Source organism: Comamonas sp. B-9, assembly GCF_000410635.1.
Classification (GTDB): domain Bacteria; phylum Pseudomonadota; class Gammaproteobacteria; order Burkholderiales; family Burkholderiaceae_C; genus Comamonas.
Genome location: NZ_KE148576.1, coordinates 3,094 through 25,651, shown reverse-complemented (window position 1 = coordinate 25,651; position 22,558 = coordinate 3,094). Strand labels below are relative to the sequence as shown.

The following is a 22,558-nucleotide window of genomic DNA, read 5'->3' as shown; positions in this document are numbered from 1 at the left end:
GGGCTTATCCGAGGGGAAAGACTGGCCTCAGCGCCGGGCAGCGGCTGAGGCCGTGGTGCTTAGATTTCCTTGAGCAATTGGTGCGCAATACGCACGCTCAAGGCGGCCCCGGTCAAGGTCGGGTTCATGCACGATGCCGATGGCATCACGCTGGTACCGGCGATGAACAGGTTGGGATGGTCATGGGTGCGGCAGTCGCGGTCCACGACGGAGTTGCTCGGGTCGTCGCCCATGATGGTGGTGCCCATGATGTGCTGGCGGTCCTGGTGGTTGGTGTCCATCTTCAGCACATCGGCATTGAGCAGGCCGGCCATGCGCTGCAGGTCCTTCACCGCGAAGTCGCGGCCAGCATTCCAGTAGTCGTTGACGCTGTAGTAAATCTCGGGCACGGGGATGCCGATCGCGTCCGTCTTGGTCTTGCTGGGGACCACGCGATTTTGCGGCAAGGCCTCGGTCTCGAAGTCCACCGCCACGTTGAGCGAGCGGGCCGACTGGCGGCGGATTTCCTCGTCCAGCTTGCTGCCCAGCACGCCCTTGGCGATCAGACTGGAGGCAATCTGTGAGGTCGTCACCGTGTTGCGGAACTTGGTCTTGTAGCTGGGGATGTCCTTGCGGAAGGCGCCATCGCGGTAGTTCAGGTAGACCAGCAGCTCGGTCGGGCCCTGGCCCGGCCAGACATCCTCGTTCATCATGATGTTCATGCTGATACCGGTGTGGCCCATCAGGTTGCGGCCCACCTGGTCGGAGGAGTTGGCAATGCCGTTCGGATACTTTTCCGAGGTGGACATCAGGAGCAGCTTGGGGCTCTCGATGCCATAGGCGGCCAGCACAAAGTGGCGCGCGGTCAGGCGCTGTGATGTGCCATCGGGCTTCTTGTAGTGCACGGCCGTGATCTTGCCGTCGTCACCGGCCTCGATCTTGTAGACCACGGCGTTGTCGAGCAGCTTGGCGCCTGCGCGCTCGGCCACATCGATGTGCATGGAGCCGTCGTACTTGGCGCCAATGGGGCAGACCGGGTTGCAGTTGTTGTTGCCGGCGCAGACCGGGCGGTTGCCGTAGGGGCGGCTGGCGCGGCCATGGGGCTCGAGCACCGGGTTATAGCCACCGGGCTTGAGCATCTCGTCCATGCGCTGCATGAAGTAAGGCACATTGAAGCCCTTCATCGGGAAGGGCTTGGAGCGCGGCGGATGCGCCTCGCCGCCATGGCCGCTCTCGTCCTGGCCGTCGTAGCCGGTCACGCCCAGCTCGGCCTCGGCCTCGCAGTAGTAGGGTTCGAGCTCGTCGTAGCCAATCGGCCAGTCGCGGCCGCGTCCATACAAGGTCTGCAGCTTGAAGTCATTGGGGATCATGCGCCACAGCGCCGAGCCAAAGTGCCAGGTGGTGCCGCCCACCACGCGCAGGTACTTGGTGGGGTATTTCACCGGGCCGGTCTGCTGCAGGTAGTCGCCATAGGTCGACGGGATATGCGGCGGATTGGGAAACGGCGAGCCGGCGCCCTGCAGCTTCATATTGGCCAGCGAGAGCTTGATCGGCGCGTTGCGGAAGGTCTCGACGATGTCGGCACGGCGCACGCGTGGGCCGGCTTCCAGAATGATGACGGACTTGCCAGCCTGTGCCAGCTTGGCACCGATGATGCCGCCCATGACCCCGGAGCCGATGACGATCAGGTCGGCGTCGTATTGCGTTTGCTTGCTGCTCATGCTTGTGGGCTCTTCTGGTTGGGGCTGGCAGGCACGACGGGCTTTTCGCCCCAGGAATCAGGGCCACTGCCGTAGGTAGGAATATCGAGGATGCCGGCCGTGGGGCGGTACATCAGCGCATTGGCATAGCTGATCAGCACGGCGTCAGCGTCTTCGCCGACAACGCCCAGGTACCAGGCCGAGACGATCTGGGTCGCGGTGGCGCGCAGTGCCGGGTCCAGATCGGGTGCGGCGAGCAGGTCATCGACATGGCTGATCTTCTGGCTGGCCACATGCTGGTGCAGCGCTTGAGCAGCGGCGGTAAAGCTGGCATCGCTCTTGGTGAGTGCCGCCAGGTAGCGCGTGGCCAGGGCTGCCGACAGCGGGCTGCCGCCGGTGACAAACTCCGACAGGCGCAGGAAATCATCGGCCGCCACGCTGGCGGCAAAGGCATTGCTGGAGCCCAGCACGGCAAAGCCGCCAGCGGCAAGCGCCACACCGCTGGCAGCCGCAGCGCCCAGCAGGCTGCGGCGCGAGATGCCCGCAGGCATCGCAGGCACCAGGGGCTTGGCGCAGAGCACGGCGGATTTTGGGAAAGAAGACGAGGTCATGCGGGTCAGACTCCAGACGAGGCAGCGGCCTTGCGGCGTTGACGGATCACGATGAAGGCCAGCACCAAGACCAGCAGCAGCACGGCAGCCGGCACGATGAGGCCGGGCAACTGCGCAATCAGCGGCGGCTTGCCACCGGCGCGCGCGGCAGCCACATCAGCAGGCTGCACCTTGACGGCCGGGTTGCCGTACTGGGTGAGCACATAGTTGCTGACATCGGCGATCTCCTGGTCGCTCAACCGGTCGGTGAAGGACGCGGCATCGCCAAACGCAGGCATGAAATGGGCGCGCCCCTGCACCGTGCGGTCCACGCCGTGCAGGATGGTGGCGATGAGGTTGTCGGCGCGGTCGGCACCGGTCACGCTGTTGTGGAACAGCGAAGGGTATTCGCCGTTAGCCGTGCCGCTGGCATTGGCCTGGTGGCAATGGGCGCAACTGCCGCTGAACCCCTTCCAGCCGGCATCGGCGCCGTCGACCAGACCGCGCTGCGTGTCTTCGGACTGCAGGCTGGCCTGGCCATAGCGGAAGCGCGGCTGGGTCTCGCCGCCTGCCACCGCCTTGGTCTGCTTGAGGTAGGACGCCATGGCCTGGATATCGCTGTCGGGCAGGTGCTGCAGGCTGTGCTCGATGGCTTCGGCCATCGGGCCGGCGGCCTGGGCCTTGCCGGGCACGCGGCCGGTCTTGAGGTACTGCACCAGCTCGGCCTCGGTCCAGCCACCAATGCCATTGATGGCATCCGAGCTGATGTTGGGCGCGTACCAGGCACCCAGCGAGCCGCCACCCAGGTAGCGGCTGCTGTCTTCGGCCATCAGCGCATTGCGCGGGGTGTGGCAGGTGCTGCAGTGGGCCAGCGCATCGACCAGGTAGGCGCCATGGTTCCACTCCGGCGGCTTGCTGGCATCGGGTTTGAAGCGCTGGTCCTTCAGGTAGAGCGCATTCCACACGGCCATCGACAGGCGGATGTTGAAGGGAAAAGGCAGGGCCGTTTGCGGCGCGGCCTGGTCCACCGGTTGGACGCCATGCATGAAGTAGGCGTAGAGCGCCTCGGTGTCTTCATCGCTGATCTGGGCATAGGCCGTGTAGGGCATGGCCGGGTACAGATGGGCCCCGTCCTTGCGCAGCCCTTGGCGCAGCGCGCGGCTGAAGTCTTCGAGGCTGTAGCTGCCAATGCCGGCCGTCTTGGACGGGGTGATATTGGTGGCATAGATGCTGCCCAGCGGTGAAGCGATGGGGTAGCCACCGGCAAAGCTGGCGCCGCCCTTGGGTGCCGTGTGGCAGGCGGCGCAGTCAGCGGCTACCGCCAGCTTGCGGCCTTTTTCTACCAAAAGCGCATCGCTAGAAGCCGTGGCCGCTGCAGGCGCCGTAGCGGCCGGCGCGGCTGCCGGCTGCGCGGGCGCTGCCGTCTGGGCCTGGGCAGCGTGCATCCCCGCCCACACAGAAAACACCAAGCCGAAGGCAGTCCTGGACCAGGAGCCGCCCGACTTTGACTTGCAAAACCGCATCGTGAGAGACCTTTGTTGTCGTACGACTCCCGCGCATGCCCGCCATGCTCGCTAGAGTCTTTTGTCGTATCTGCGACAAATTTTCGACAACTTGTACGACCTCTGCCGAGGCGCTCAGTTGTATCCCGGTGTTTTACTCACACTTCATCCAGCGCAATATGTGTTTCGCCAAGATGTGGTAACGGTTTCATGCGCAACTAATAAAACGCATGGAGGACGGCATGCGAGGGGGTGCAGCGGCACCCTCTGCCGCAGCGTGGATCTCGCAGGAAACCTTTGAATAGGCAGGAAAAAGCAGGTGCTCAGTCCTGCCCGGCTTCCTCATCCCAGCGCTTGAGCTGCGCCAGCTTCTCGCCAATCTTGAGCTCCAGTCCCCGGGGCACGGGCTGGTACCAGCCGGGAGGATCTATGCCATCTGGCAGATAGGTTTCCCCGGCCGCATAGGCATTGGGCTCGTCATGCGCGTAGCGGTATTCATGCCCATAGCCCAGCTCCTTCATCAGCTTGGTCGGGGCATTGCGCAGGTGCACGGGCACTTCGCGGCTCTTGTCCTGCTTCACAAAGGCCTTGGCCTGGTTGTAGGCGTTGTAGCCGGCATTGCTCTTGGCGGCCATGGCCAGGTAGATGACGGCCTGGCCCAGCGCCAGCTCACCTTCGGGGCTGCCCAGGCGCTCATAGGTCAGCGCGGCATCGTTGGCAATCTGCATCGCGCGCGGGTCAGCCAGGCCAATGTCTTCCCAGGCCATGCGCACAATGCGCCGGGACAGGTAGCGCGCATCGGCGCCGCCGTCGAGCATGCGCGTGAGCCAGTAGAGCGCGGCATCGGGGTGCGAGCCGCGCACCGACTTGTGCAAGGCCGAGATCTGGTCGTAGAAATTGTCGCCGCCCTTGTCAAAACGGCGGCTGTTCAAGGTCAGCGCGTTCTGCAGGAACTCGGCCGTGACCTCCGCAACGCCTGAAGCCTTGGCTGCAGTGCTCGTTTGTTCCAGCAGGTTCAAAAACCTTCTGGCGTCACCATCTGCATACCCCACGAGGGTATCGACGGCCAGGTCGTCAAACGCCAGATCGTCAAGCGCATGCTCTTCCTGGGCCCGCTGGAGCAAGCGCTTGAGCTCCGCCTCTGTCAGCGACTTGAGCACATAGACCTGGGCCCGCGACAGCAGCGCCGAGTTGACCTCAAAGGAGGGATTCTCGGTAGTGGCGCCGATGAAGGTGAACAGCCCTGACTCCACGTGCGGCAGCAGGGCATCTTGCTGCGACTTGTTGAACCGATGGATTTCGTCTACGAACAAGATGGTGTTCTTGCCCTGCGCAAGATATTGCCTGGCCTGCTCCATGGCCTCGCGGATGTCCTTCACACCCGACAAGACCGCAGACAGGGCGATGAACTCGCACTGGAACGCTGTCGCCGTCAGCCGCGCCAACGTGGTCTTGCCCACGCCGGGCGGGCCCCAGAAGATCATCGAATGCGGTTTGCCGGACTGGAAGGCCAGGCGCAGCGGCTTGCCTTCTCCCAGCAGATGGGACTGGCCCACGACCTCGTCCAAGGTCTTGGGGCGCAGTGCCTCGGCCAGCGGCGCGGCCGGTTCCTGGCTAAACAGATCAGCCATGCAGGCCTCCTGCCAAACGACCCACCACAGAGACGGCGCCCGCTGGCCGCGCCTCTGGGCGGGGCAGGTGCTTACTACTTTTATGCAACATGCCCCAGGTTATCCCCGGGATGAATATGCCTTTGATGATCTGGGTCACAACTTTTCGCAGAAAATAAGGGTTTATACGGATTCGCGTCGCACCAGATACCAAAGGGCCCTTATTGGCCCAGCCTATAACAACAGCCCCGACATCGACGCCACGCGCTCAAGGCCTATTTGCCGTACGAGCAGCAGCCAACGCTTTTCACAGCACATGTTCGCATGGGGCCATTTTTCTGATGCCCGTCTCCGTGACTCCATTCGCCAGGTGCAGCTCCCTTAAGTGGGCGCTAACCAGCAAGAACCAAGAGCCTTTATGAAATCACTGAAAACCAGGGACATTATCGCCCTCGGCTTCATGACCTTTGCCCTGTTCCTGGGCGCGGGAAACATCATTTTCCCGCCACTGGTCGGCCTGGCCGCTGGCGAGAACCTGCTGGGCGCGACAACCGGCTTTTTGCTGACAGGCGTAGGCCTGCCGCTGCTGGGCGTGGTGGCGCTGGCCCGCGTGGGCGGTGGTCTGGACCAGCTGACGCATCCGATTGGCCGCATGGCCGGCCTGCTGCTGGCCACCACGATCTACCTGACGATCGGCCCCTTCTTTGCCACGCCGCGCACCGCCACCGTCTCGTTCGAGATGGGCATTGCCCCCTTTGTCGGCAACACCTCGATTGCGCTGCTGGTGTTCAGCATTGTCTATTTCTCGCTGGTGCTGCTGCTGTCGCTGTTCCCCGGCAAGCTGATGGACCTGCTGGGCAAGCTCATCACCCCGCTGCTGATTGCCGCGCTGCTGGCGCTGGGCGGCATGGCAGTGCTGGCCCCGGTGGGCGGCTACAGCACGGCCAACCCCGACTATGGCACGCAGCTGGCCGCCTTTGCCCAGGGCTTTGTGCAGGGCTACCAGACCATGGACGCCCTCGCCTCGCTGGTGTTCGGCATTGTCATCGTCAACGCCATCAAAGATGCGGGCGTGACCGATGCGCGCCTGCACACCCGCTACGCCATCTATGCCGGGCTGATTGCCGCAGTGTGCCTGAGCCTGGTCTACATCTCGCTGTGCTACCTGGGCGCCACCAGTGGCGAGCTGGCGCAGAACACCGTGACCGGCGTGCAGATCCTCAGCGCCTTTGTGCAGCACCGCTTTGGCAGCGCCGGCATCTGGCTGATTGCCGCCGTGATCCTGCTGGCCTGCCTGACCACCGGCGTGGGCCTGGTGAGCGCCTGCAGCAGCTTTTTCAGCCAGCTGACGGGCTTCTCCTACCGCAGTGTCGCGCTGTCCTTGTGCATCTTCAGCGCCGCCGTGGCCAACCAGGGCCTGGCGCAGCTGATCGAGATCGCAGGCCCGGTGCTGGTCGCCCTCTACCCCCCCGCGATTGCGCTGGTCTCGCTCAGCCTGCTGCAGCGCTGGCAGCAGCCCGCTCGGGTCTACATCCCGGTGATGCTGGTGGCCCTGGTGTTTGGCCTGGTCGATGGCGCCAAGGCGCTGCAATGGACCGCTGCCCTGCCCACCTGGCTGGACCACCTGCCCGGCGCCGCGCTGGGCCTGGGCTGGGTCACCCCCGTGGCTGCCACCGTGGTCTGCGCCGGCCTGGCCGACTGGTTTTTGGCACGCCGCCAAATACCCGTGCGTCCTTGATAGCTGATTAACCACTTCCTGATTAATGGATATGCAAAGCCACCGTTACTATCGGCCTCGGATATTCATTGGCACCCTTATTTAGAACCGCCTAAGCCAAGCAGCTCAATACCGTCAGAACAGGCACCCCAGAATCGGAGAGACATTGAGCCTGCTTAAACCATGGTTATTCATGGTCTTTTACGACAACACTGTCAAAATCCAAAAATTTGTGGAGTTTCAGCAATGACGAATCCAACAGAAAATCCCCAAGCGGCCACCGCTGCCAAAGCGCCCAAGAAGGGCTTCACCCGTCGCAAGTTCGTCGCCTCGGCGGCAGCGGTCGGTGCGGGCGTGGTCGGTTACCAGTATTTCTTTGGCAGCCAATACCGCGCAGAAAAAGCGGACCGCCAGGTCGATGTGCTGCTGATTGGCGGCGGCATCATGAGTGCCACCTTGGGCGTTTATCTGCAGGAGCTCGAACCCGGCTGGAGCTATGAATTGTTCGAGCGCCTGGACCAGGTTGCCGAAGAAAGCTCCAACGGCTGGAATAATGCCGGCACCGGCCACTCGGCGCTGTGCGAGCTCAATTACACACCGATGGATAAAAATGGCAATGTGCAGATTTCTTCTGCCATTAACATTAATGAAAACTTCCAGGTGTCGCGCCAGTTCTGGTCGCACCAGGTGCGCGCCGGTGTACTGGGCAATCCCCGCGAGTTCATCAACTCCACGCCACACATGAACCTGGTGTTCGGCGAGGAAAACCGCTCCTTCATCCAAAAGCGCCTGAAGGCGCTGGAAGCCTCGCCGCTGTTCACCGGCATGGAGTCGTCCATCGACCCGGCGCAGATCAAGGAATGGATTCCGCTGATGATGGAAGGCCGCGACCCGGCCGAAGTGGTGACCGCCACCCGCTCGCCGCTGGGCACCGACGTCAACCTGGGCGAGATCACGCGCCAGTTCTACAAGAACCTGTCGTCCAAGCCCAACTTCAAGCTGAGCACCGGCCAGGAAGTGCGCTCCATCACGCGCAACAGCGACGGCTCCTGGCGCGTGTCGGCCTTCGACATGAAGGACAGCAGCAAGATCCAGACGGTGGATGCGCGCTTTATCTTCATCGGCGCCGGTGGCGCGGCGCTGCCGCTGCTGCAGCTGTCGGGCATCCCCGAGTCCAAGGTCTATGGCGGCTTCCCCGTGGGCGGCGAGTTCCTGGTCACCGAAAAGCCCGAGATCACCGAGCGCCACCTGGCCAAGGTCTATGGCCTGGCCGATACCGGCTCGCCTCCGATGTCGGTGCCCCACCTGGACACCCGCGTGCTGGACGGCAAGCGTGTGCTGCTGTTCGGGCCGTTCGCGACCTGGTCGAGCAAGTTCCTGAAGAACGGCTCCTACTTTGACCTGGCCAAGGCCACGACCTTTGCCAACGTGATCCCGCAGCTGCAGGTCGGCGTCAACGAGTTTGCGCTGGTCAAGTACCTGGCCCAGCAGCTGAGCCTGAACAAGGAGCAGAAGATGGACGCGCTGCGCCATTACATGCCCGAGGCCAAGGATGCCGACTGGCGCCTGTGGGAAGCGGGCCAGCGGGTGCAGATCATCAAGAACGACCCCGAAAAGGGTGGCATCCTCAAGCTCGGCACCGAGGTCGTCGTGGCCCAGGACCGTTCGCTCACCGCACTGCTGGGCGCGTCGCCCGGCGGCTCGACCTCGCCAGCGATCATGCTGACCCTGCTGGAAAAGGCCTTCCCCGAGAAGGTCAAGAGCGCCGAATGGCAAGCCAAGATCCGCCAGATCGTGCCAAGCTATGGCGTCAAGCTCAACGAGAACCCTGCGCTGCTGCAGCAGGAATGGCAGGCCACCGAGCAGGCGCTGAACCTGGCGATTGCCTCGCCCAGCCTGCACGGCGTGGAAGCCGGTGTGCAGCCCCAGGAAGACAAGGGTGCTGTCAAGAAAGTGCCGGACATGGCGCTGTGATAGGCACAAGCTGCCATACCACCCCTCAGCCATGGGCCCTACCTTAAACTGCGAGCGGCGCATACGATGCGCAGGCCCAAACGCTTGCAATCCGCGTCCGGCAAGACAAGCGCCGTGACCCGCCCTTGCTGAGGTAGTCAGTGGGACTGCCGGCACCTGCCTAAGCCATTCGGCCCCAAACGCCCGATGCCATGCATCGGGCGTTTTTATTTTGCCTGCCCGTGGCCACCACCTGCCGGCGCTGCAGCCGATCGCTTGCCCGGTGGCACAGCAGCGCCGCTTTCAGCATCCACCGGACCTGCTCCGCCAGCACAAGGGGTAGCCGTCCATCCAGGCGTCCTCCGCCCGCATAGAAGACTTACGCATACCCAAGCACGAAAAACTTCGTTGTCACCTCCAGCACGCAGCCCGAACAATGGGGGTTATCTGCGGTCATTTCTCTCTCTTTTTCTGCGCCTAGGCAGCCCATTTGATATGCGTTCGACGGTCTCTTTCTCCTCCCCCCCACTCTCGACCCTGGTCTTCGCCACTGCGCTGGCGCTGTGTGCCGCTAGCGCCCAAGCGGATGCCACGCTGGACAAGATCAAGGCCAACAAGTCCGTCACCATTGGCGTGTTGCTCAACGGCGGCCCCACAGGCTCGATTGACCCCTCCAACCAGCGCTTCATTGGCTGGAACCCCGAACTCGCACGCCAGCTGGCGCGTGACCTGGGCGCGGACGCCACGCTGATTCAGGTGCAGCCCTCCAATCGCGTGCAGTTTCTGCAGTCGGGCAAGGTCGATTTGCTGATCGCCTCCATCGACTGGAACCCCGAGCGTGCCGAGGTAATGGGCTTTGCGCCCACCCCGTTCTACAAGGTGGGCGGCACCGCCATCGCTCGCAAGGGCAGTGGCCTGACCAAGTGGGAGGACTTGCGCGGCAAACCCGTCTGCGCCTCGCAAGGCGGCAGCTATGCCCGCATTTTGGGGGCTGACTATGGCGCACAGGTCAAGGGCTTCAAAGGCTCGGCAGAGGCCTTGCTGGCACTCCGCGGTGGCAACTGCGTGGCCTCCGTGCACGACACCACGCTGATCTACCCCCTGCTCAAAACCAATGCCGATTGGACAGACTTTGATGCACCGATCACCCTGGCCTTGGGCGAGGCGCCTTCCGTCGTCTGGACCCGCAAAGGCGAGAACGACACCATTGCAGCAGTCGACCGGGTCATCCAGAACTGGCACCGCACGGGCTGGTTGATCGACACAGAAAAACGCCTGGGCATCACGCCACCGCTGCCGGCGCTCGTGGAACTGCAGCAACAGGCCTTGCAGGCCGCCAAGTCCAAGTAGTCCCGCTCCGCTCTCGCGCCACCAAGCGGCCCGCCCTCTGCGGCAGGCCGCCATTGCCCATTCGCCATGACCTCTCGCTTTTTCTCCACCGCCGCCGTCAGCGCCCTGGCACTGACCGCCCACCTGGCCCATGCCGATGCCACGCTCGACAAAATCAAGCAGCGTGGCCAGGTCACCATCGGTGTCATTTTGTCGGGCCCGCCGTTTGGCACGATCAACCCAGCGACCCAAAAACCCGAAGGTTTCAACGTCGATCTCGCCCAGGCCGTGGCTACCGGCCTGGGTGTGAAGCTGGAGGCCGTGCAGGTCCAACCTTCCAATCGTGTGCAGTTTCTGCAATCGGGCAAGGTGGATGTGCTGATCGCCAACATGTCCTGGACGCAGGAGCGCTCCGAGATCCTGGACTTCGCCCCCACCCCGTTTGAGGAGATTGGCGGCGCGCTGCTGACTCGCAAGGGCGGCAGCTTCAAGCAGTGGGACGACGTGCGCGGCAAGACCGTTTGCGTTTCGCAAGGTTCCAACTACACCAAGCCGCTGATCGAGGAATACGGTGCCAAGATCAAGGCCTTTCGTGGTCAGCCCGAATCGCTGTTGGCACTGCGCGGCGGCGGCTGCGATGCCGCCGTCCATGTCAGCCCCACCTTGCGGCTCATGGTTGCCAGCGGCAGTGACTGGAGGGACTACGAACTGCCGCTGGCTCAGGACCTGATTCCCTCGCCCCAGGTGATCTGGGTGCGCAAGGGCGAGAGCGATGCCAGTGCCGCCATCGACCGCATCATTCAGCAGTGGCACCGCAGCGGCTGGCTGATTGAGACCGTGAAAAAAAACGGGCTCAGTCCATCGCAAAGCTTGTTCGACCTGCAGGCCAAGTACCGCAAGACGCCTGCCTGACGGAATCGCCATGTTGGAGCACAGCTTCTACCCATGGCTGGTGCAGGCCGCCAAGCCGCTCGGCCTGAACTTCGCATTTCTGCTGGAAGCCTATGAACGCGATGCCTTCATCCGTGGCCTGGGCGTCACCTTGAAGCTGTGCCTGCTGGTGATTCCAGGCAGCCTGGTGGCAGGTGTATTGCTGGCTGCCGGACTGACTTCAGGCCAGCGCTGGCTGCGTGGAACGACGCGCGCCTTTGTCGAGCTCACCCGCAACACCCCCACCTTGGTTCAGTTGTACTGCGCCTTTCTGGTGCTGAACATGCTGATCACGCAAAGCCTGCAAGCGCATGGCGGCGTGAACCCGCTCACGCCCTTTGTCTGGGTCTTTATCGTGGTCTCGCTGCACAAGGGCGTATTCCATGCCGAGGCACTGCGCGCCGGTATCGAGGCCGTGCCTCATGCAACCTTGGAGGCAGGACAGTCGCTGGGCTTCAGCCGCCGCCAGCTGCTGTGGCGCGTAGAGCTGCCACTGGCCCTGCGCTTTGCGCTGCCGGCCCTGGTGAACAATATGGTCGATCTGGTGAAGATGACCGCCGTGGCATCGGCCATTGCGGTGGGCGATGTGACCTACGAGTCCGTGATGATCTGGACGCAGCGTGACAACGTGCTGGAGCTGCTGCTGCTGATCCTGCTTTATTTCTGGGGCTTGACCTGGCTGGTCAGCCGCGCGGGCCGCTGGCTCGAACACCGCCTGAGGATGCCCGGCTATGGCCAGTGAACTGACATCTTCACAGCCCGCACCGGCCCTGCGCTGGTCCGCGCTGCTGCTGAACCCCTGGCTGCTGGGACTGCTGGTGGCCGCCGCGCTGCTGGCCGTTTGGTGGCATGCCGAAGGCGGTTTTCCGCCTGCGCTGGCCCATTTGTGGCAATGGTCACCCGCCTTGGTGCGCGGCATGTGGACCAATATCTACATCAGCATGCTGGCCATGGCCATCGGCACGGTGGCGGGTCTGTTCGTGGGGGCACTGGCGCTCTCGCAATGGGCCGCGCTGCGCAGCGCCACGCACTGGTATGTACAGGCCTTTCGCAATGCGCCCATCCTGGTGCTGATCTATTTCACCACCTATGTCTTCCCGTTCGAGCTGCAGCTGCTGCACTGGCGCCTGCCCTTTCCAGACTGGATCAAGGTCGTGCTGGGCCTGGCCTTGCCGACCTCGGCCGTGGTGGCCGAGATCTTTCGCGGGGCCATCCAGTCCATTCCGACGGCCCAGTGGGAGGCGGCGCAGTCGCTGGCCTTCAAGCGCTGGCAGATCTTTGGCTGGATCATCCTGCCGCAGTGCGTACGCCGCATGCTGCCGCCCTGGATGAACCTCTACGCCAGCATCACGATGAGCACCTCGCTGGCCTCGCTGGTCGGTGTGCATGACATTGTGGACACGGCCCAGATTGCCAGCAACACCGTCGCCCGTACCGACTTCACCATCCTGGTGTATGTCACGCTGCTGGCGCTGTTCTTTGCCTATTGCTACCCCATTGCGCGCACCACACGGCGCCTGGAAAAACGCCATGCCTTCCGCTGAAACTCCCTCCACCCAGACCGCGCCGCTGGTGCAGCTGCGCGATATCCATCTGGCCTTTGGCGCCAACGAAGTGCTCAAGGGCATTGATGTCGATATTCCACGCGGCCAGGCCGTCACCATCATCGGCCCCTCGGGCTCGGGCAAGTCCACCATCCTGCGCTGCATCACCGGCCTGCTGCGCCCGCAACAAGGCCAGATCCGCGTGGGCGAGACCCAGGTGCAGGAGCTGCGCACCGAGGCCGAACTGATCGCCCTGCGCCAGCGCGTGGGCTTTGTCTTTCAGCAGTACAACCTGTTCCCGCACCTGACCGTGCTGCAGAACCTGGTGATCGCGCCCACCCGCGTGCTGGGCCGCGAGCGTGGCGAAGCCGAGCGCGAGGCGCGCGTGCTGCTGGACAAGGTTCGCCTGTCGCACAAGGCCCATGCCTACCCTGGCGAGCTGTCCGGCGGCCAGCAGCAGCGCGTGGCCATTGCCCGTGCACTGGCCATGCGGCCCGAGCTGATGCTGTTCGACGAAGTGACCTCGGCGCTGGACCCCGAAACCGTCGGCGAGGTGCTCACCGTGATCCGCGAACTGGTGCGCGACGGCATGACCTGCGCGCTGGTGACGCACGAGATGCGCTTTGCCGAGGAGATCAGCGACCACGTCTACTTCACCGAGGCAGGCCGCATCGTCGAACACGGCACGCCCGCGCAAATCTTTGGCCAGCCAAGCAACGAACGCACCCGCAGCTTTCTGCACCGGGCGCTGGGCGGTGACCGCAGCGCCCGCCTGCCGCCTGCAGCGCAGCATCCATCGACCCCTTTTACGCCAGCCACCCCACTGGCTTTCTGACCATGACCCTCAGCCAGGACTTTGCGCGGCGCATTGCCGATGCCCGCCCGCTGGAAGATGCCGCCGCCGTGCAGGCCGCACGCGAAGGCGTGCTGGATTTTCTGGCTTCGGCCTTTCCCGGCCCCGCTGATCCGGCCTGGCACAAGCTGCGTGGCGTACTGCCACAAGCTGGCGGCGCGGCCCGTGTGATCGGCCAAGCCACCACGACCGATGCCGCGAGTGCCGCCTTGCTCAACGGCTATGCCGGCCATGCTTTGGACTTTGACGATGTGCACTCCAGCGTGCGTGGCCACCCTGGCACCGTGCTGCTGCCGGCCCTGTTTGCGCTGGCCGATACCCTGCCCGCAGCCAGCGCCCTCGACCTGCTGGATGCCTATATCGTCGGCGTCGAAGCCATGGCCCGCCTGGGTCTGGCCCTGGGCAGCAAGCACTACGAAAACGGCTTTCACAACACCGCCACGCTGGGCCCTCTGGGCGCAGCCGCTGCCTGCGCCCGCCTGCTGAAGCTGGATGCCGCCGCCACCGAAAACGCACTGGGTCTGGCCGCCACGCAGGCCGGTGGTCTGCGCCTGCAGTTTGGCAGCGAGGCCAAGCCGCTGCACGCCGGTCTGGCCGCACGCGCTGGCCTGTTTGCGGCGCAGCTGGCACAGGCCGGCCTGCAAGGCGCACCCGGCGTGCTGGAAGCACCCATCGGCTTTCTGGACGCCTATGGCTTTGGCGCAGCCGATGCAGGACGCGCGCTGGCCGACTGGGGCGCGCCCTGGCAGATCGTCACGCCCGGCCTGTACTTCAAGCCCTATGCCTGCTGCACAGCCACGCACTATGCGGCCGACGCCGCGCTGGCGCTGCGCGCCACGCACCAGCTGCGTGCCGAGGACATTGCCGCAGTGCGTGTGGTCTTCCCGCCCGCCGGGGATACGCCACTGACCGTGACCGACCCAGCCACCGGTCTGGAAGGCCGCTTCAGCGTCGAATATGTGCTGGCCGCTGCCTTGGTCGATGGCGCGCTGGGCCTGTCGCTGTTTGACGAGCGCCCTGCCCGCGAAGACCTGCGGGCCTTTGGCCGCCGTGTCAGCCGTGCCCATGACCCGCATGCAGCGCGTGCCTCCACCGACCCCAAGACCCGTTTCTCCACCGTGGAAGTGACGCTGCACGATGGCCGCCAGTACATGCAGCACGTGCAAGGCCTCAGCCGTGCCAAGGACCTGGCCGCCAAGTTTGCCGACACCACGCAGCAGCAGCCAGAGGCGCTGCGCGCCGTGCCTGCACTGGTTGGCCGCATGCGCAGCCGTGACGACCTGATTCAACTGACCGCTTTGTTCTCTTTGGTGCAAGCATGACCTCTACCTCCACTCCCCGCCAGATGCGCCTGGGCCTGTTCCTGCAAGGCGCCGGCCACCACGTGGCTGGCTGGCGCCACCCCGATGCCGAGTCTGGCAGCGAAAACCTGGGCCTGATCCAGCGCTTGGCCAAGACCGCTGAAGACGCCAAGTTCGACATGGTCTTCCTGGCCGATGGCCTGAGCGCCACACCCGACATGCACCCTTCGGCCGCACTGCGCTTTGAGCCGCTGACCCTGCTGTCGGCCCTGTCCATGACCACCAGCCACATTGGCCTGGCAGCCACGGCCTCGACAACCTACAGCGAGCCCTACCACATTGCCCGCTCGTTCGCCTCGCTGGATCTGCTCTCGCAGGGCCGGGCCGCCTGGAACGTGGTCACCACCTCCTATGACCGCACGGCCGCCAATTTCACCCGTGGCAACCACCCCAACCATGCCGAGCGCTATGCGATGGCCGGCGAGTTTGTCGATGTGGTCAAAGGCCTGTGGGACAGCTGGGAGGACGATGCCATCGTGCGCAACAAGGACAGCGGTGTGTACTTCGACCCCGCCAAGCTGCACACGCTGGACTACGAGGGCGCGCATTTCCGCATCAAAGGCCCGCTGAATGCACCGCGCCCGCCGCAGGGCCACCCCATCGTGATCCAGGCGGGCTCGTCCGAGCCCGGCCAGGCGCTGGCAGCCCGCACGGCCGATGTCGTCTTCACCGCCCAGCAGACGCTGGAGGAGGCCAGCGTTTTCTACCGGGGTCTGAAAAGCCAGCTGGGCCAGTGGAACCGCGACCCATCGCAGGTGCACCTGATGCCCGGTGTGTTCCCCGTCATCGGCCGTACGGCGCAAGAGGCCAAGGACCGCTACGAGCAATTGCAGCAATGGGTGGACACCTCAGGTGCACTGTCCATGCTGTCCGAGCGGCTGGGCCACGATATCTCCGGCTACCCGCTGGACGGCCCGCTGCCCGACCTGCCCGAGTCCGACCAGCTCAAGAGCCGCGCCAAGCTGCTGACCGACCTGGCCCGCCGCGATAACCTGAGCCTGCGCCAGCTCTACCACCTGGTCGCCGGCTCACGCGGACACCGCATCGTCGTTGGCACGCCGGCGCAGATTGCCGACGCGCTGCAGGAATGGTTTGAGGGCGAGGCCGCCGACGGCTTCAACATCATGCCGCCCTACTTCCCTGGCGGGCTGAATGACTTTGTGGCCCTGGTCCTGCCCGAGCTGCGCCGCCGAGGCCTGTTCCGTACCGAGTACAGCGGCCGTACCTTGCGCGACCACCTGGGCCTGAGCCGCCCGGCCAGCCGCTACGCTGCGCGCTAGGCAGCAGTCACGACACGGGAGACTGAAGCCGCCCAGCGCTGCTCAGCCCAAAACAAAGCCCTGGCCGTACCTGACAGCCAGGGCTTTGTTGCAATGGCTTGTGGTCTTACTGGCGGATCACTTCCGCACCGGACGGAATCGCAAACTCGAACGCCGAGCCCGGCAGCGAAGGCAGGGCCTTGAAGCCGACAAAGCGCAGCACCGAGCGCTGGCCAAAGCCATCCTCGATCTCCAGGGTCTGCAGCTCATCGCCCTTGAAGCCGACCTTGACCTGCTTGATCTGGCCGTCCTTGTTCTTCGGGATGGCCTGGGCCCATTGCTGGCCATCGGCCTCGGGCAGGCTGCTCACGTCAAACTCGGCCTTCAGCGCCTGCAGGCTCGACGCGGACGCCAGCAGGGCCGCAGGGGTCTGGCCCAGGGCCTTGCTCTGCTGGCGCTGGGTGACCTGGTTCAGGTCGGCGTCATAGACGGTCAACACCGTGCCATCGGCGACGATGGTCTGGTCAAACGGCTTTTGGTAGATGAACTTGAACTTGCCCGGCCGCTGGAATGCAAAGCTGCCGCTGGAAGTCTTGACCCTGCCTGCCTGGCCCTGCTTGGCGGGCGAGGTGACCGTCTGCGTGAACTGGGCTTCACCGGCCTGCGAGCTGGTCATGAACTTTTCCAGGCTTTGCAGGCCATCGGCCTGTGCCCAACCGGCCAGGCTGACCAGGGCGGCTGCTGCGATCCATTGTTTCATCGTGAATCCTTTCGTGCTTTGCGAACAAAGCCAATGCATGGGCCACTTTCAGGCCAACAAGGGGTTTGGAGTGCGGCAGCTGGCCACAAGTGCCCGCGGTGGGCCGCTAGGGCGCTGGCTTTGCGAATGTTTCCCCGCCGCTGCGCTATTCTTCACCGCCGGGACGGTGGGCCACCAGCACTTCGCGCTGGCCGCTGCCGGTCAAGGCGCTCACCAGGCCGGCGCGCTCCATCTCTTCGAGCAGGTTGGCCGAGCGGTTGTAGCCGATGCGCAGCTTGCGCTGCACGTAGGAGATGCTGGCCTTGCGGTCCTTGAGCACGATCTCGACCGCCTGGTCGTACATCGGGTCCTTCTCGCCGCTGCCGCCGCCTTCTTCATCGCCAAAGCCGGAATCGCCCTCGCCCGTGCCGCCTTCGAGCACGCCGTCGATATAGTCGGGCTCGCCCTGCTCCTTGAGGTAGCTGACCACGCGGTGCACTTCCTCGTCGGACACAAAGGCGCCATGCACCCGCACCGGGAAGCCCGTGCCGCTGGCCATGTAGAGCATGTCCCCCATGCCCAGCAGCGCCTCGGCGCCCATCTGGTCCAGGATGGTGCGGCTGTCGATCTTGGAGCCCACCGAGAACGCGATACGCGAGGGGATATTGGCCTTGATCAGGCCGGTGATCACATCGACGCTGGGGCGCTGCGTGGCCAGGATCAGGTGGATACCGGCGGCGCGCGCCTTTTGCGCCAGGCGCGCAATCAGCTCTTCGATCTTCTTGCCGACCACCATCATCAGGTCGGCCAGCTCGTCGATCACCACGACGATATGCGGCAGGCGCTGCAAGGGCTCGGGCGACTCGGGCGTCAGGCTGAAGGGGTTGGGGATGCTTTCCTCGCGCGCCTTGGCCTCGTCGATCTTGGTGTTATAGCCCGCCAGGTTGCGCACGCCCAGCTTGCTCATCAGCTTGTAGCGGCGCTCCATCTCGGCCACGCACCAGTTCAGGCCGTTGGCCGCCTGCTTCATGTCGGTCACCACCGGGCACAGCAGGTGCGGAATGCCTTCGTAGACCGACATTTCCAGCATCTTGGGGTCGATCATCATCAGCCGCACATCCTTGGCCTCGGCCTTGTAGAGCACGGACAGGATCATCGCGTTGATACCCACGGACTTACCGGAACCGGTGGTACCGGCGACCAGCACATGCGGCATCTTGGCCAGGTCGGCCACCACCGGCTTGCCGATGATGTCCTTGCCCAGGCCCATGGTCAGCAGGCTCTTGGCATCGTGGTACTCGTGCGAGCCCAGGATTTCGGTCAGGCGGATGGTCTGGCGCTTGGCATTGGGCAGCTCCAGTGCCATATAGGTCTTGCCGGGGATGGTCTCGACCACGCGGATCGACACCAGCGACAGCGAACGGGCCAGGTCCTTGGCCAGGTTGACGATCTGCGAGCCCTTGACGCCGGTGGCCGGCTCGATCTCATAGCGGGTGATCACCGGGCCGGGCGCGGCCTCGACCACGCGCACCTCAACGCCAAAGTCCTTGAGCTTTTTCTCGATCAGGCGGCTGGTCATCTCCAGGGTTTCGTAGGAGACGCTCTCCTGCGTCTTGGGCGCCGCATCGAGCAGGTCGACCTGGGGCAGGCGTGTGTCGCGCAGCTCGTTGAACAGCGGCTTTTGCCGCTCCTTGACCACACGGGCGCTGGGCTGCGCCTGGGGCTTGAGCGGCTGGGCGATATGCAGGCCCGAATCGACAGCTGCGCTGCGCGGCGCAGCAGGCAGCATGCTGTCCAGGCCATCACCGGTCGGATCCATGCGCGAGGCCATCGGCGCGGGCGCCGCACTGCTGACCTCGGCCTCACGCGCCTGCGCCGCCTTCTTGCCCACGGCCTTGTCGGCAGCGGCTTCGCGGCGCAGCATCAGCTTTTGCAAAGTGCGTTCAATCCCGGCGCCGACCTTCTCGGCGATCTGGCCCCAGGAGAAGCCCAGAATCCAGGACAGGCCCAGCAGCAGCAGCATGACGCCGACAATGCCCGAGCCGGTAAAACCCATCCAACGCTCGGCCAGCGGGCCGAGCAAAAAGCCCAGCACACCGCCGGCAGCGCCAGGCAGGCTGGCCTCAAAGCGGTAGAGGCGCGACCATTCCAGCGCAGCGCTGGCCAGCAGCAGCACCACCAGACCACCCCAGAACACCATGCGGCGCAGCCACAGCGGGCGCGGATCATTGGGCGGTGCCTCCCCGGCGCGCAGCCAGCGTGCCAGCGACGAGAACCAGGCCAGCACGGCCGCGACCACCAGCCACCAAACCGAAAAACCCACCATGAAATAGCCGCCGTCAGACACCATCGCGCCCAGGCGCCCCATCCAGTTGCTGACATGGCCGGCAATTTGGGTGCCCGAGGTGGACCAGGCCGGGTCCTTGGGCGAGTAGCTGACCATGGCCGCCACGCAAAACGCCATCAGCACAAAACTGACGATGAGCACCAGCTCGTGCCCAAAACGGCGAACCCCCATCACCAGCGAATGGCCGGTCTGGGGTGCTGTCTTTGATTTCTTTGATGAGTAAGCCATAACCTAGGAGCCAGAGCTTACCCTAAGCGGATTGCAAATTCGATAGCAGGCCAGGGGCCTGGGGCTGGGTGATGCCCCGGTGCGACGCGGTGCTTCAGGCAAAGTGCGGGCCGCCCTCCCGCACAGAGCGGGCCGCCAAGGCCGCGACAGGCGCTGGCCATCAGCACAAATACCCAATAAAAACATAAATCTGATGCACGAAAAGCATGGCTCGCTACCGGTGCTATGCCCCTGTCACCAGGCAATACGCAACATTTTGTAATCTACCTATCTTCCTACAATCCCACCCCTTGCGCCAGCACGCCGCAACGATTGTTGTCATTGGTGCGCAAAGGCAGCGCCGGGCGTCCTCAGGTGCTGCGATGGCTTGCGACAATCAAGGACATTGACACAAGCCATCCACAGAGGGTGGCTAGTGTTTGATACTCTTTCATGTTTTGCTGCGCGCGAGCCAGCCCCCTTGATTGATTCGCAGATGCCCCGCATCTGCTCCCCATGAATGCGATAGGAGTTCTATGTCCGCCATCCACCAACATGCCAAAGTACTGATTCTGGGCTCGGGCCCTGCGGGCTACACGGCCGCCATCTATGCGGCGCGTGCCAACCTCGATCCCGTCCTGATCACCGGCATGGCCCAGGGCGGCCAGCTGACGACCACCACCGAAGTGGACAACTGGCCCGCCGATGTGATGGGCGTGCAAGGCCCGGCGTTGATGCAGCGCTTTTTGGAGCATGCCGAGCGCTTCAAGACCCAGATCATCTTTGACCACATCAACCAGGTCGATTTCAGCAAGCGCCCCTTTACCTTGAAGGGCGACAGCGGCACCTACACCTGCGACAGCCTGATCATCGCCACCGGCGCATCGGCCAAGTACCTGGGCCTGCCCACCGAAGAGGCCTTCATGGGCCGTGGCGTGTCGGCCTGTGCGACCTGTGACGGTTTCTTCTACCGCGAGCAGCCCGTCTGCGTGATCGGCGGCGGCAACACTGCCGTGGAAGAGGCGCTCTACCTGTCCAACATCGCCAGCAAGGTGACCCTGGTGCACCGCCGCGACAAGTTCAAGGCCGAGCCCATCCTGGTCGACAAGCTGATGGAGAAGGTCCAGGAAGGCAAGATCGAGCTCAAGACCCATTTCACGCTCGATGAAGTGCTGGGCGACCAGTCGGGCGTCAATGGCATCCGCATCAAGAGCACGCAGGACGGCCACACCGAAGACATCGCGCTGCAAGGCTGCTTTATCGCCATTGGCCACCACCCCAATACCGATATCTTCCAAGGCCAGCTGGAGATGGAAAACGGCTACCTGGTGACCCAGATGGGCCGTGGCGGTTTTGCCACACAAACCAGCGTGCCCGGCATCTTCGCGGCTGGCGACGTGCAAGACCATGTCTACCGCCAAGCCATTACCAGCGCGGGTACCGGCTGCATGGCCGCGCTGGATGCCCAGCGCTTCCTGGAACAGGAATAAGCCCGCAAGCCAGGGGCATAGCCCGAATTTTGCTTTCAGGCTATAATCCTTGGCTTTGCTGCTTGCCGCCTTTTGCTAATTCGCAATCTTCGGCGCGTGAACAGGAAACTACGGCAGGTTTGCCAGCGGTCTTGCACCACTGAACAGGCCCGGCTGTGAACATGGGCTACCGCCACCCTTTGATTGGCGAGGTGAGGCTGCAAGCCGCGCTGCTTTTAACGAGGCGGACAGGGCAAGCAGCTGTTAAAACTTTCGGAGTGTCCTGATGGCACGCGTTTGCGAAGTAACGGGCAAGAAGCCCATGGTGGGAAACAACGTTTCCCACGCCAACAACAAAACCAAGCGCCGGTTCCTGCCGAACCTGCAATATCGCCGTTTCTGGGTGGAAACTGAAAACCGCTGGGTTCGCCTGCGTGTTTCCAGCGCCGCTCTGCGTCTGATCGACAAGAACGGTATTGATTCTGTGCTCGCAGACCTGCGCGCACGTGGCCAAGCTTAAGGAGTATCACCATGGCATCCAAAGGCGGACGCGAAAAAATCAAGCTGGAATCGACAGCCGGCACCGGTCACTTCTACACGACCACCAAGAACAAGAAGACAATGCCTGAAAAGATGTTGATCACGAAGTTCGATCCCAAGGCTCGCAAGCATGTGGATTACAAGGAAGTGAAGCTGAAGTAATCAGCCTGTACGCCACCATTCACCTGGTGGCATGCAAACACCACAAAGGACACCTCGGTGTCCTTTGTGCTTTTCTGCGTCCGGTGTTTATAAGCGACGCGCCCTCGGCGCCCCGGCATCAAGCCCTGGGCGGCAGCCCCAGCTGCGCATGCATCATGCGCCCCAGGCTGCGGTAGGCCTCGTCCACTGCGTCGGTAAACGGCATGCCGCAGCTCAGCCGCAGAAAGTGGTCGTAATGGCCGGTGTTGCTGAACATGTCTCCAGGCGCCACGCGGATGCCGACGGCCAGCGCCTCGTCGTACAGGCGGCTGGACGAGATTTGCTCGGGCAGCTCCAGCCAGATGCTCAGGCCACCAGCGGGCAGGCTCAGGCGCGTGCCGATCGGAAAATAGCGCGCCACCGCCTGCGCAGCGGCCTGGCGCTGCACGCGCAGCTGCTGGCGCAGCCGCACCAGGTGCCGCATGTACGACGGCGACCCCATCGTGCGCGCCCCCAGCAGCTGGGGCCAGACCGGCAGGGTGCGCGAGCGGGCGAACTTGATCATCTGCACCCGCTCCTGCCAGCGCCCGGCATTCATCCAGCCCAGGCGCAGGCCCGGCGCATAGCTTTTGGACAGCGAGGAGCAGTAGATCACCGAGCCATCGGTGTCCCAGGCCTTGCAGGGCTTGAGCACCTCGTCGGATTCGACAAATTCGCGGTAGATATCGTCCTCGATCAACGCCACCCGGTACTCGCGGCACAGGGCCACCAGGCGCTTCTTGTGGCTG

19 protein-coding genes are annotated in these 22,558 nt (G+C 63.9%); 12 read left to right on the top strand and 7 right to left on the bottom strand.

The window, feature by feature from the left end; translation table 11 throughout:
• Nucleotides 1–59: 59 nt before the first annotated feature.
• The 4 genes from H928_RS0112845 to H928_RS0112830 all read right to left on the bottom strand — a co-directional run bounded on the left by H928_RS0112845 (nucleotide 60) and on the right by H928_RS0112830 (nucleotide 5,402).
• Nucleotides 60–1,700, bottom strand: a complete 1,641-nt coding sequence (locus H928_RS0112845) for a GMC family oxidoreductase (RefSeq protein ID WP_021026876.1) — start codon at nucleotides 1,698–1,700, stop codon at nucleotides 60–62.
• Nucleotides 1,697–2,290 carry a sugar dehydrogenase complex small subunit gene (locus tag H928_RS27570; protein ID WP_084635786.1) on the bottom strand — a complete coding sequence of 198 codons (594 nt, stop codon included), beginning with the start codon at nucleotides 2,288–2,290 and terminating at the stop codon, nucleotides 1,697–1,699. Before H928_RS27570 ends, H928_RS0112845 begins: the two co-directional genes overlap by 4 nt.
• Before the next feature lie 5 nt (nucleotides 2,291–2,295).
• The gene (locus H928_RS0112835; RefSeq protein ID WP_021026874.1) at nucleotides 2,296–3,714 is read right to left on the bottom strand and encodes a cytochrome c; all 1,419 of its coding nucleotides are present in this window, start codon (nucleotides 3,712–3,714) and stop codon (nucleotides 2,296–2,298) included.
• 380 nt (nucleotides 3,715–4,094) lie between these two features.
• Nucleotides 4,095–5,402: a replication-associated recombination protein A gene (locus H928_RS0112830; RefSeq protein WP_021026873.1), complete on the bottom strand. Its 1,308-nt coding sequence runs from the start codon at nucleotides 5,400–5,402 to the stop codon at nucleotides 4,095–4,097.
• 397 nt (nucleotides 5,403–5,799) lie between these two features.
• Between H928_RS0112830 and brnQ the strand changes: the two genes are divergently transcribed.
• The 9 genes from brnQ to H928_RS0112780 all read left to right on the top strand — a co-directional run bounded on the left by brnQ (nucleotide 5,800) and on the right by H928_RS0112780 (nucleotide 16,348).
• Entirely contained in the window at nucleotides 5,800–7,119 is a 1,320-nt protein-coding gene (gene brnQ, locus H928_RS0112825; protein WP_021026872.1) for a branched-chain amino acid transport system II carrier protein, read from the top strand.
• A gap of 225 nt (nucleotides 7,120–7,344) precedes the next feature.
• Entirely contained in the window at nucleotides 7,345–9,072 is a 1,728-nt protein-coding gene (mqo, locus tag H928_RS0112820; RefSeq protein ID WP_021026871.1) for a malate dehydrogenase (quinone), read from the top strand.
• 474 nt (nucleotides 9,073–9,546) lie between these two features.
• Nucleotides 9,547–10,401: a transporter substrate-binding domain-containing protein gene (locus tag H928_RS0112810; protein ID WP_021026869.1), complete on the top strand. Its 855-nt coding sequence runs from the start codon at nucleotides 9,547–9,549 to the stop codon at nucleotides 10,399–10,401.
• Nucleotides 10,402–10,467: 66 nt separating this feature from the next.
• Nucleotides 10,468–11,292: a transporter substrate-binding domain-containing protein gene (locus H928_RS0112805; protein WP_021026868.1), complete on the top strand. Its 825-nt coding sequence runs from the start codon at nucleotides 10,468–10,470 to the stop codon at nucleotides 11,290–11,292.
• A 10-nt stretch (nucleotides 11,293–11,302) separates the two neighbouring features.
• A complete protein-coding gene (locus H928_RS0112800) occupies nucleotides 11,303–12,052 on the top strand; it encodes an amino acid ABC transporter permease (RefSeq protein WP_021026867.1) in 750 nt (249 codons plus the stop codon).
• Nucleotides 12,042–12,854, top strand: coding sequence for an amino acid ABC transporter permease (locus H928_RS0112795; RefSeq protein ID WP_021026866.1), 813 nt, complete (start codon nucleotides 12,042–12,044; stop codon nucleotides 12,852–12,854). The genes H928_RS0112800 and H928_RS0112795 overlap by 11 nt, the downstream gene beginning before the upstream one ends.
• Nucleotides 12,841–13,689 carry an amino acid ABC transporter ATP-binding protein gene (locus H928_RS0112790; protein WP_021026865.1) on the top strand — a complete coding sequence of 283 codons (849 nt, stop codon included), beginning with the start codon at nucleotides 12,841–12,843 and terminating at the stop codon, nucleotides 13,687–13,689. Before H928_RS0112795 ends, H928_RS0112790 begins: the two co-directional genes overlap by 14 nt.
• Before the next feature lie 2 nt (nucleotides 13,690–13,691).
• A complete protein-coding gene (locus H928_RS0112785) occupies nucleotides 13,692–15,029 on the top strand; it encodes an MmgE/PrpD family protein (protein ID WP_021026864.1) in 1,338 nt (445 codons plus the stop codon).
• Entirely contained in the window at nucleotides 15,026–16,348 is a 1,323-nt protein-coding gene (locus H928_RS0112780; protein WP_021026863.1) for an LLM class flavin-dependent oxidoreductase, read from the top strand. Before H928_RS0112785 ends, H928_RS0112780 begins: the two co-directional genes overlap by 4 nt.
• 106 nt (nucleotides 16,349–16,454) lie before the next feature.
• Here the strand turns inward: H928_RS0112780 and lolA are convergent, their stop codons facing one another.
• Entirely contained in the window at nucleotides 16,455–17,087 is a 633-nt protein-coding gene (gene lolA / locus H928_RS0112775) for an outer membrane lipoprotein chaperone LolA (RefSeq protein WP_021026862.1), read from the bottom strand.
• 145 nt (nucleotides 17,088–17,232) lie between these two features.
• Nucleotides 17,233–19,641, bottom strand: coding sequence for a DNA translocase FtsK (locus H928_RS0112770; protein ID WP_027010900.1), 2,409 nt, complete (start codon nucleotides 19,639–19,641; stop codon nucleotides 17,233–17,235).
• Between the two features lie 515 nt (nucleotides 19,642–20,156).
• Here H928_RS0112770 and trxB point away from each other — a divergent pair.
• The 3 genes from trxB (at nucleotide 20,157) to rpmG (ending at nucleotide 21,791) form a co-directional block, all read left to right on the top strand.
• Nucleotides 20,157–21,110: a thioredoxin-disulfide reductase gene (trxB, locus tag H928_RS0112765; RefSeq protein ID WP_021026860.1), complete on the top strand. Its 954-nt coding sequence runs from the start codon at nucleotides 20,157–20,159 to the stop codon at nucleotides 21,108–21,110.
• Nucleotides 21,111–21,375: 265 nt separating this feature from the next.
• Entirely contained in the window at nucleotides 21,376–21,609 is a 234-nt protein-coding gene (gene rpmB / locus H928_RS0112760; protein WP_021026859.1) for a 50S ribosomal protein L28, read from the top strand.
• A gap of 11 nt (nucleotides 21,610–21,620) precedes the next feature.
• Nucleotides 21,621–21,791, top strand: a complete 171-nt coding sequence (gene rpmG / locus H928_RS0112755; RefSeq protein ID WP_021026858.1) for a 50S ribosomal protein L33 — start codon at nucleotides 21,621–21,623, stop codon at nucleotides 21,789–21,791.
• 118 nt (nucleotides 21,792–21,909) lie between these two features.
• Here the strand turns inward: rpmG and H928_RS33315 are convergent.
• Nucleotides 21,910–22,558: PLP-dependent aminotransferase family protein (locus H928_RS33315; RefSeq protein ID WP_239644956.1), on the bottom strand; the 649-nt coding region annotated here is incomplete at its 5' end.

Excerpts from the sequence above, each read along its gene's own strand:
- lolA (WP_021026862.1), bottom strand. The coding sequence starts at position 17,087 with ATGAAACAATGGATCGCAGCAGCCGCCCTGGTCAGCCTGGCCGGTTGG.
- H928_RS0112770 (WP_027010900.1), bottom strand. The coding sequence starts at position 19,641 with ATGGCTTACTCATCAAAGAAATCAAAGACAGCACCCCAGACCGGCCAT.
- H928_RS0112810 (WP_021026869.1), top strand. The coding sequence starts at position 9,547 with ATGCGTTCGACGGTCTCTTTCTCCTCCCCCCCACTCTCGACCCTGGTC.
- H928_RS0112780 (WP_021026863.1), top strand. The coding sequence starts at position 15,026 with ATGACCTCTACCTCCACTCCCCGCCAGATGCGCCTGGGCCTGTTCCTG.
- H928_RS0112830 (WP_021026873.1), bottom strand. The coding sequence starts at position 5,402 with ATGGCTGATCTGTTTAGCCAGGAACCGGCCGCGCCGCTGGCCGAGGCA.
- H928_RS0112845 (WP_021026876.1), bottom strand. The coding sequence starts at position 1,700 with ATGAGCAGCAAGCAAACGCAATACGACGCCGACCTGATCGTCATCGGC.
- H928_RS0112795 (WP_021026866.1), top strand. The coding sequence starts at position 12,042 with ATGGCCAGTGAACTGACATCTTCACAGCCCGCACCGGCCCTGCGCTGG.
- H928_RS0112805 (WP_021026868.1), top strand. The coding sequence starts at position 10,468 with ATGACCTCTCGCTTTTTCTCCACCGCCGCCGTCAGCGCCCTGGCACTG.
- H928_RS0112835 (WP_021026874.1), bottom strand. The coding sequence starts at position 3,714 with ATGCACGCTGCCCAGGCCCAGACGGCAGCGCCCGCGCAGCCGGCAGCC.
- H928_RS27570 (WP_084635786.1), bottom strand. The coding sequence starts at position 2,290 with ATGACCTCGTCTTCTTTCCCAAAATCCGCCGTGCTCTGCGCCAAGCCC.
- H928_RS0112785 (WP_021026864.1), top strand. The coding sequence starts at position 13,692 with ATGACCCTCAGCCAGGACTTTGCGCGGCGCATTGCCGATGCCCGCCCG.
- rpmG (WP_021026858.1), top strand. The coding sequence starts at position 21,621 with ATGGCATCCAAAGGCGGACGCGAAAAAATCAAGCTGGAATCGACAGCC.
- H928_RS0112790 (WP_021026865.1), top strand. The coding sequence starts at position 12,841 with ATGCCTTCCGCTGAAACTCCCTCCACCCAGACCGCGCCGCTGGTGCAG.
- brnQ (WP_021026872.1), top strand. The coding sequence starts at position 5,800 with ATGAAATCACTGAAAACCAGGGACATTATCGCCCTCGGCTTCATGACC.
- mqo (WP_021026871.1), top strand. The coding sequence starts at position 7,345 with ATGACGAATCCAACAGAAAATCCCCAAGCGGCCACCGCTGCCAAAGCG.
- trxB (WP_021026860.1), top strand. The coding sequence starts at position 20,157 with ATGTCCGCCATCCACCAACATGCCAAAGTACTGATTCTGGGCTCGGGC.
- rpmB (WP_021026859.1), top strand. The coding sequence starts at position 21,376 with ATGGCACGCGTTTGCGAAGTAACGGGCAAGAAGCCCATGGTGGGAAAC.
- H928_RS0112800 (WP_021026867.1), top strand. The coding sequence starts at position 11,303 with ATGTTGGAGCACAGCTTCTACCCATGGCTGGTGCAGGCCGCCAAGCCG.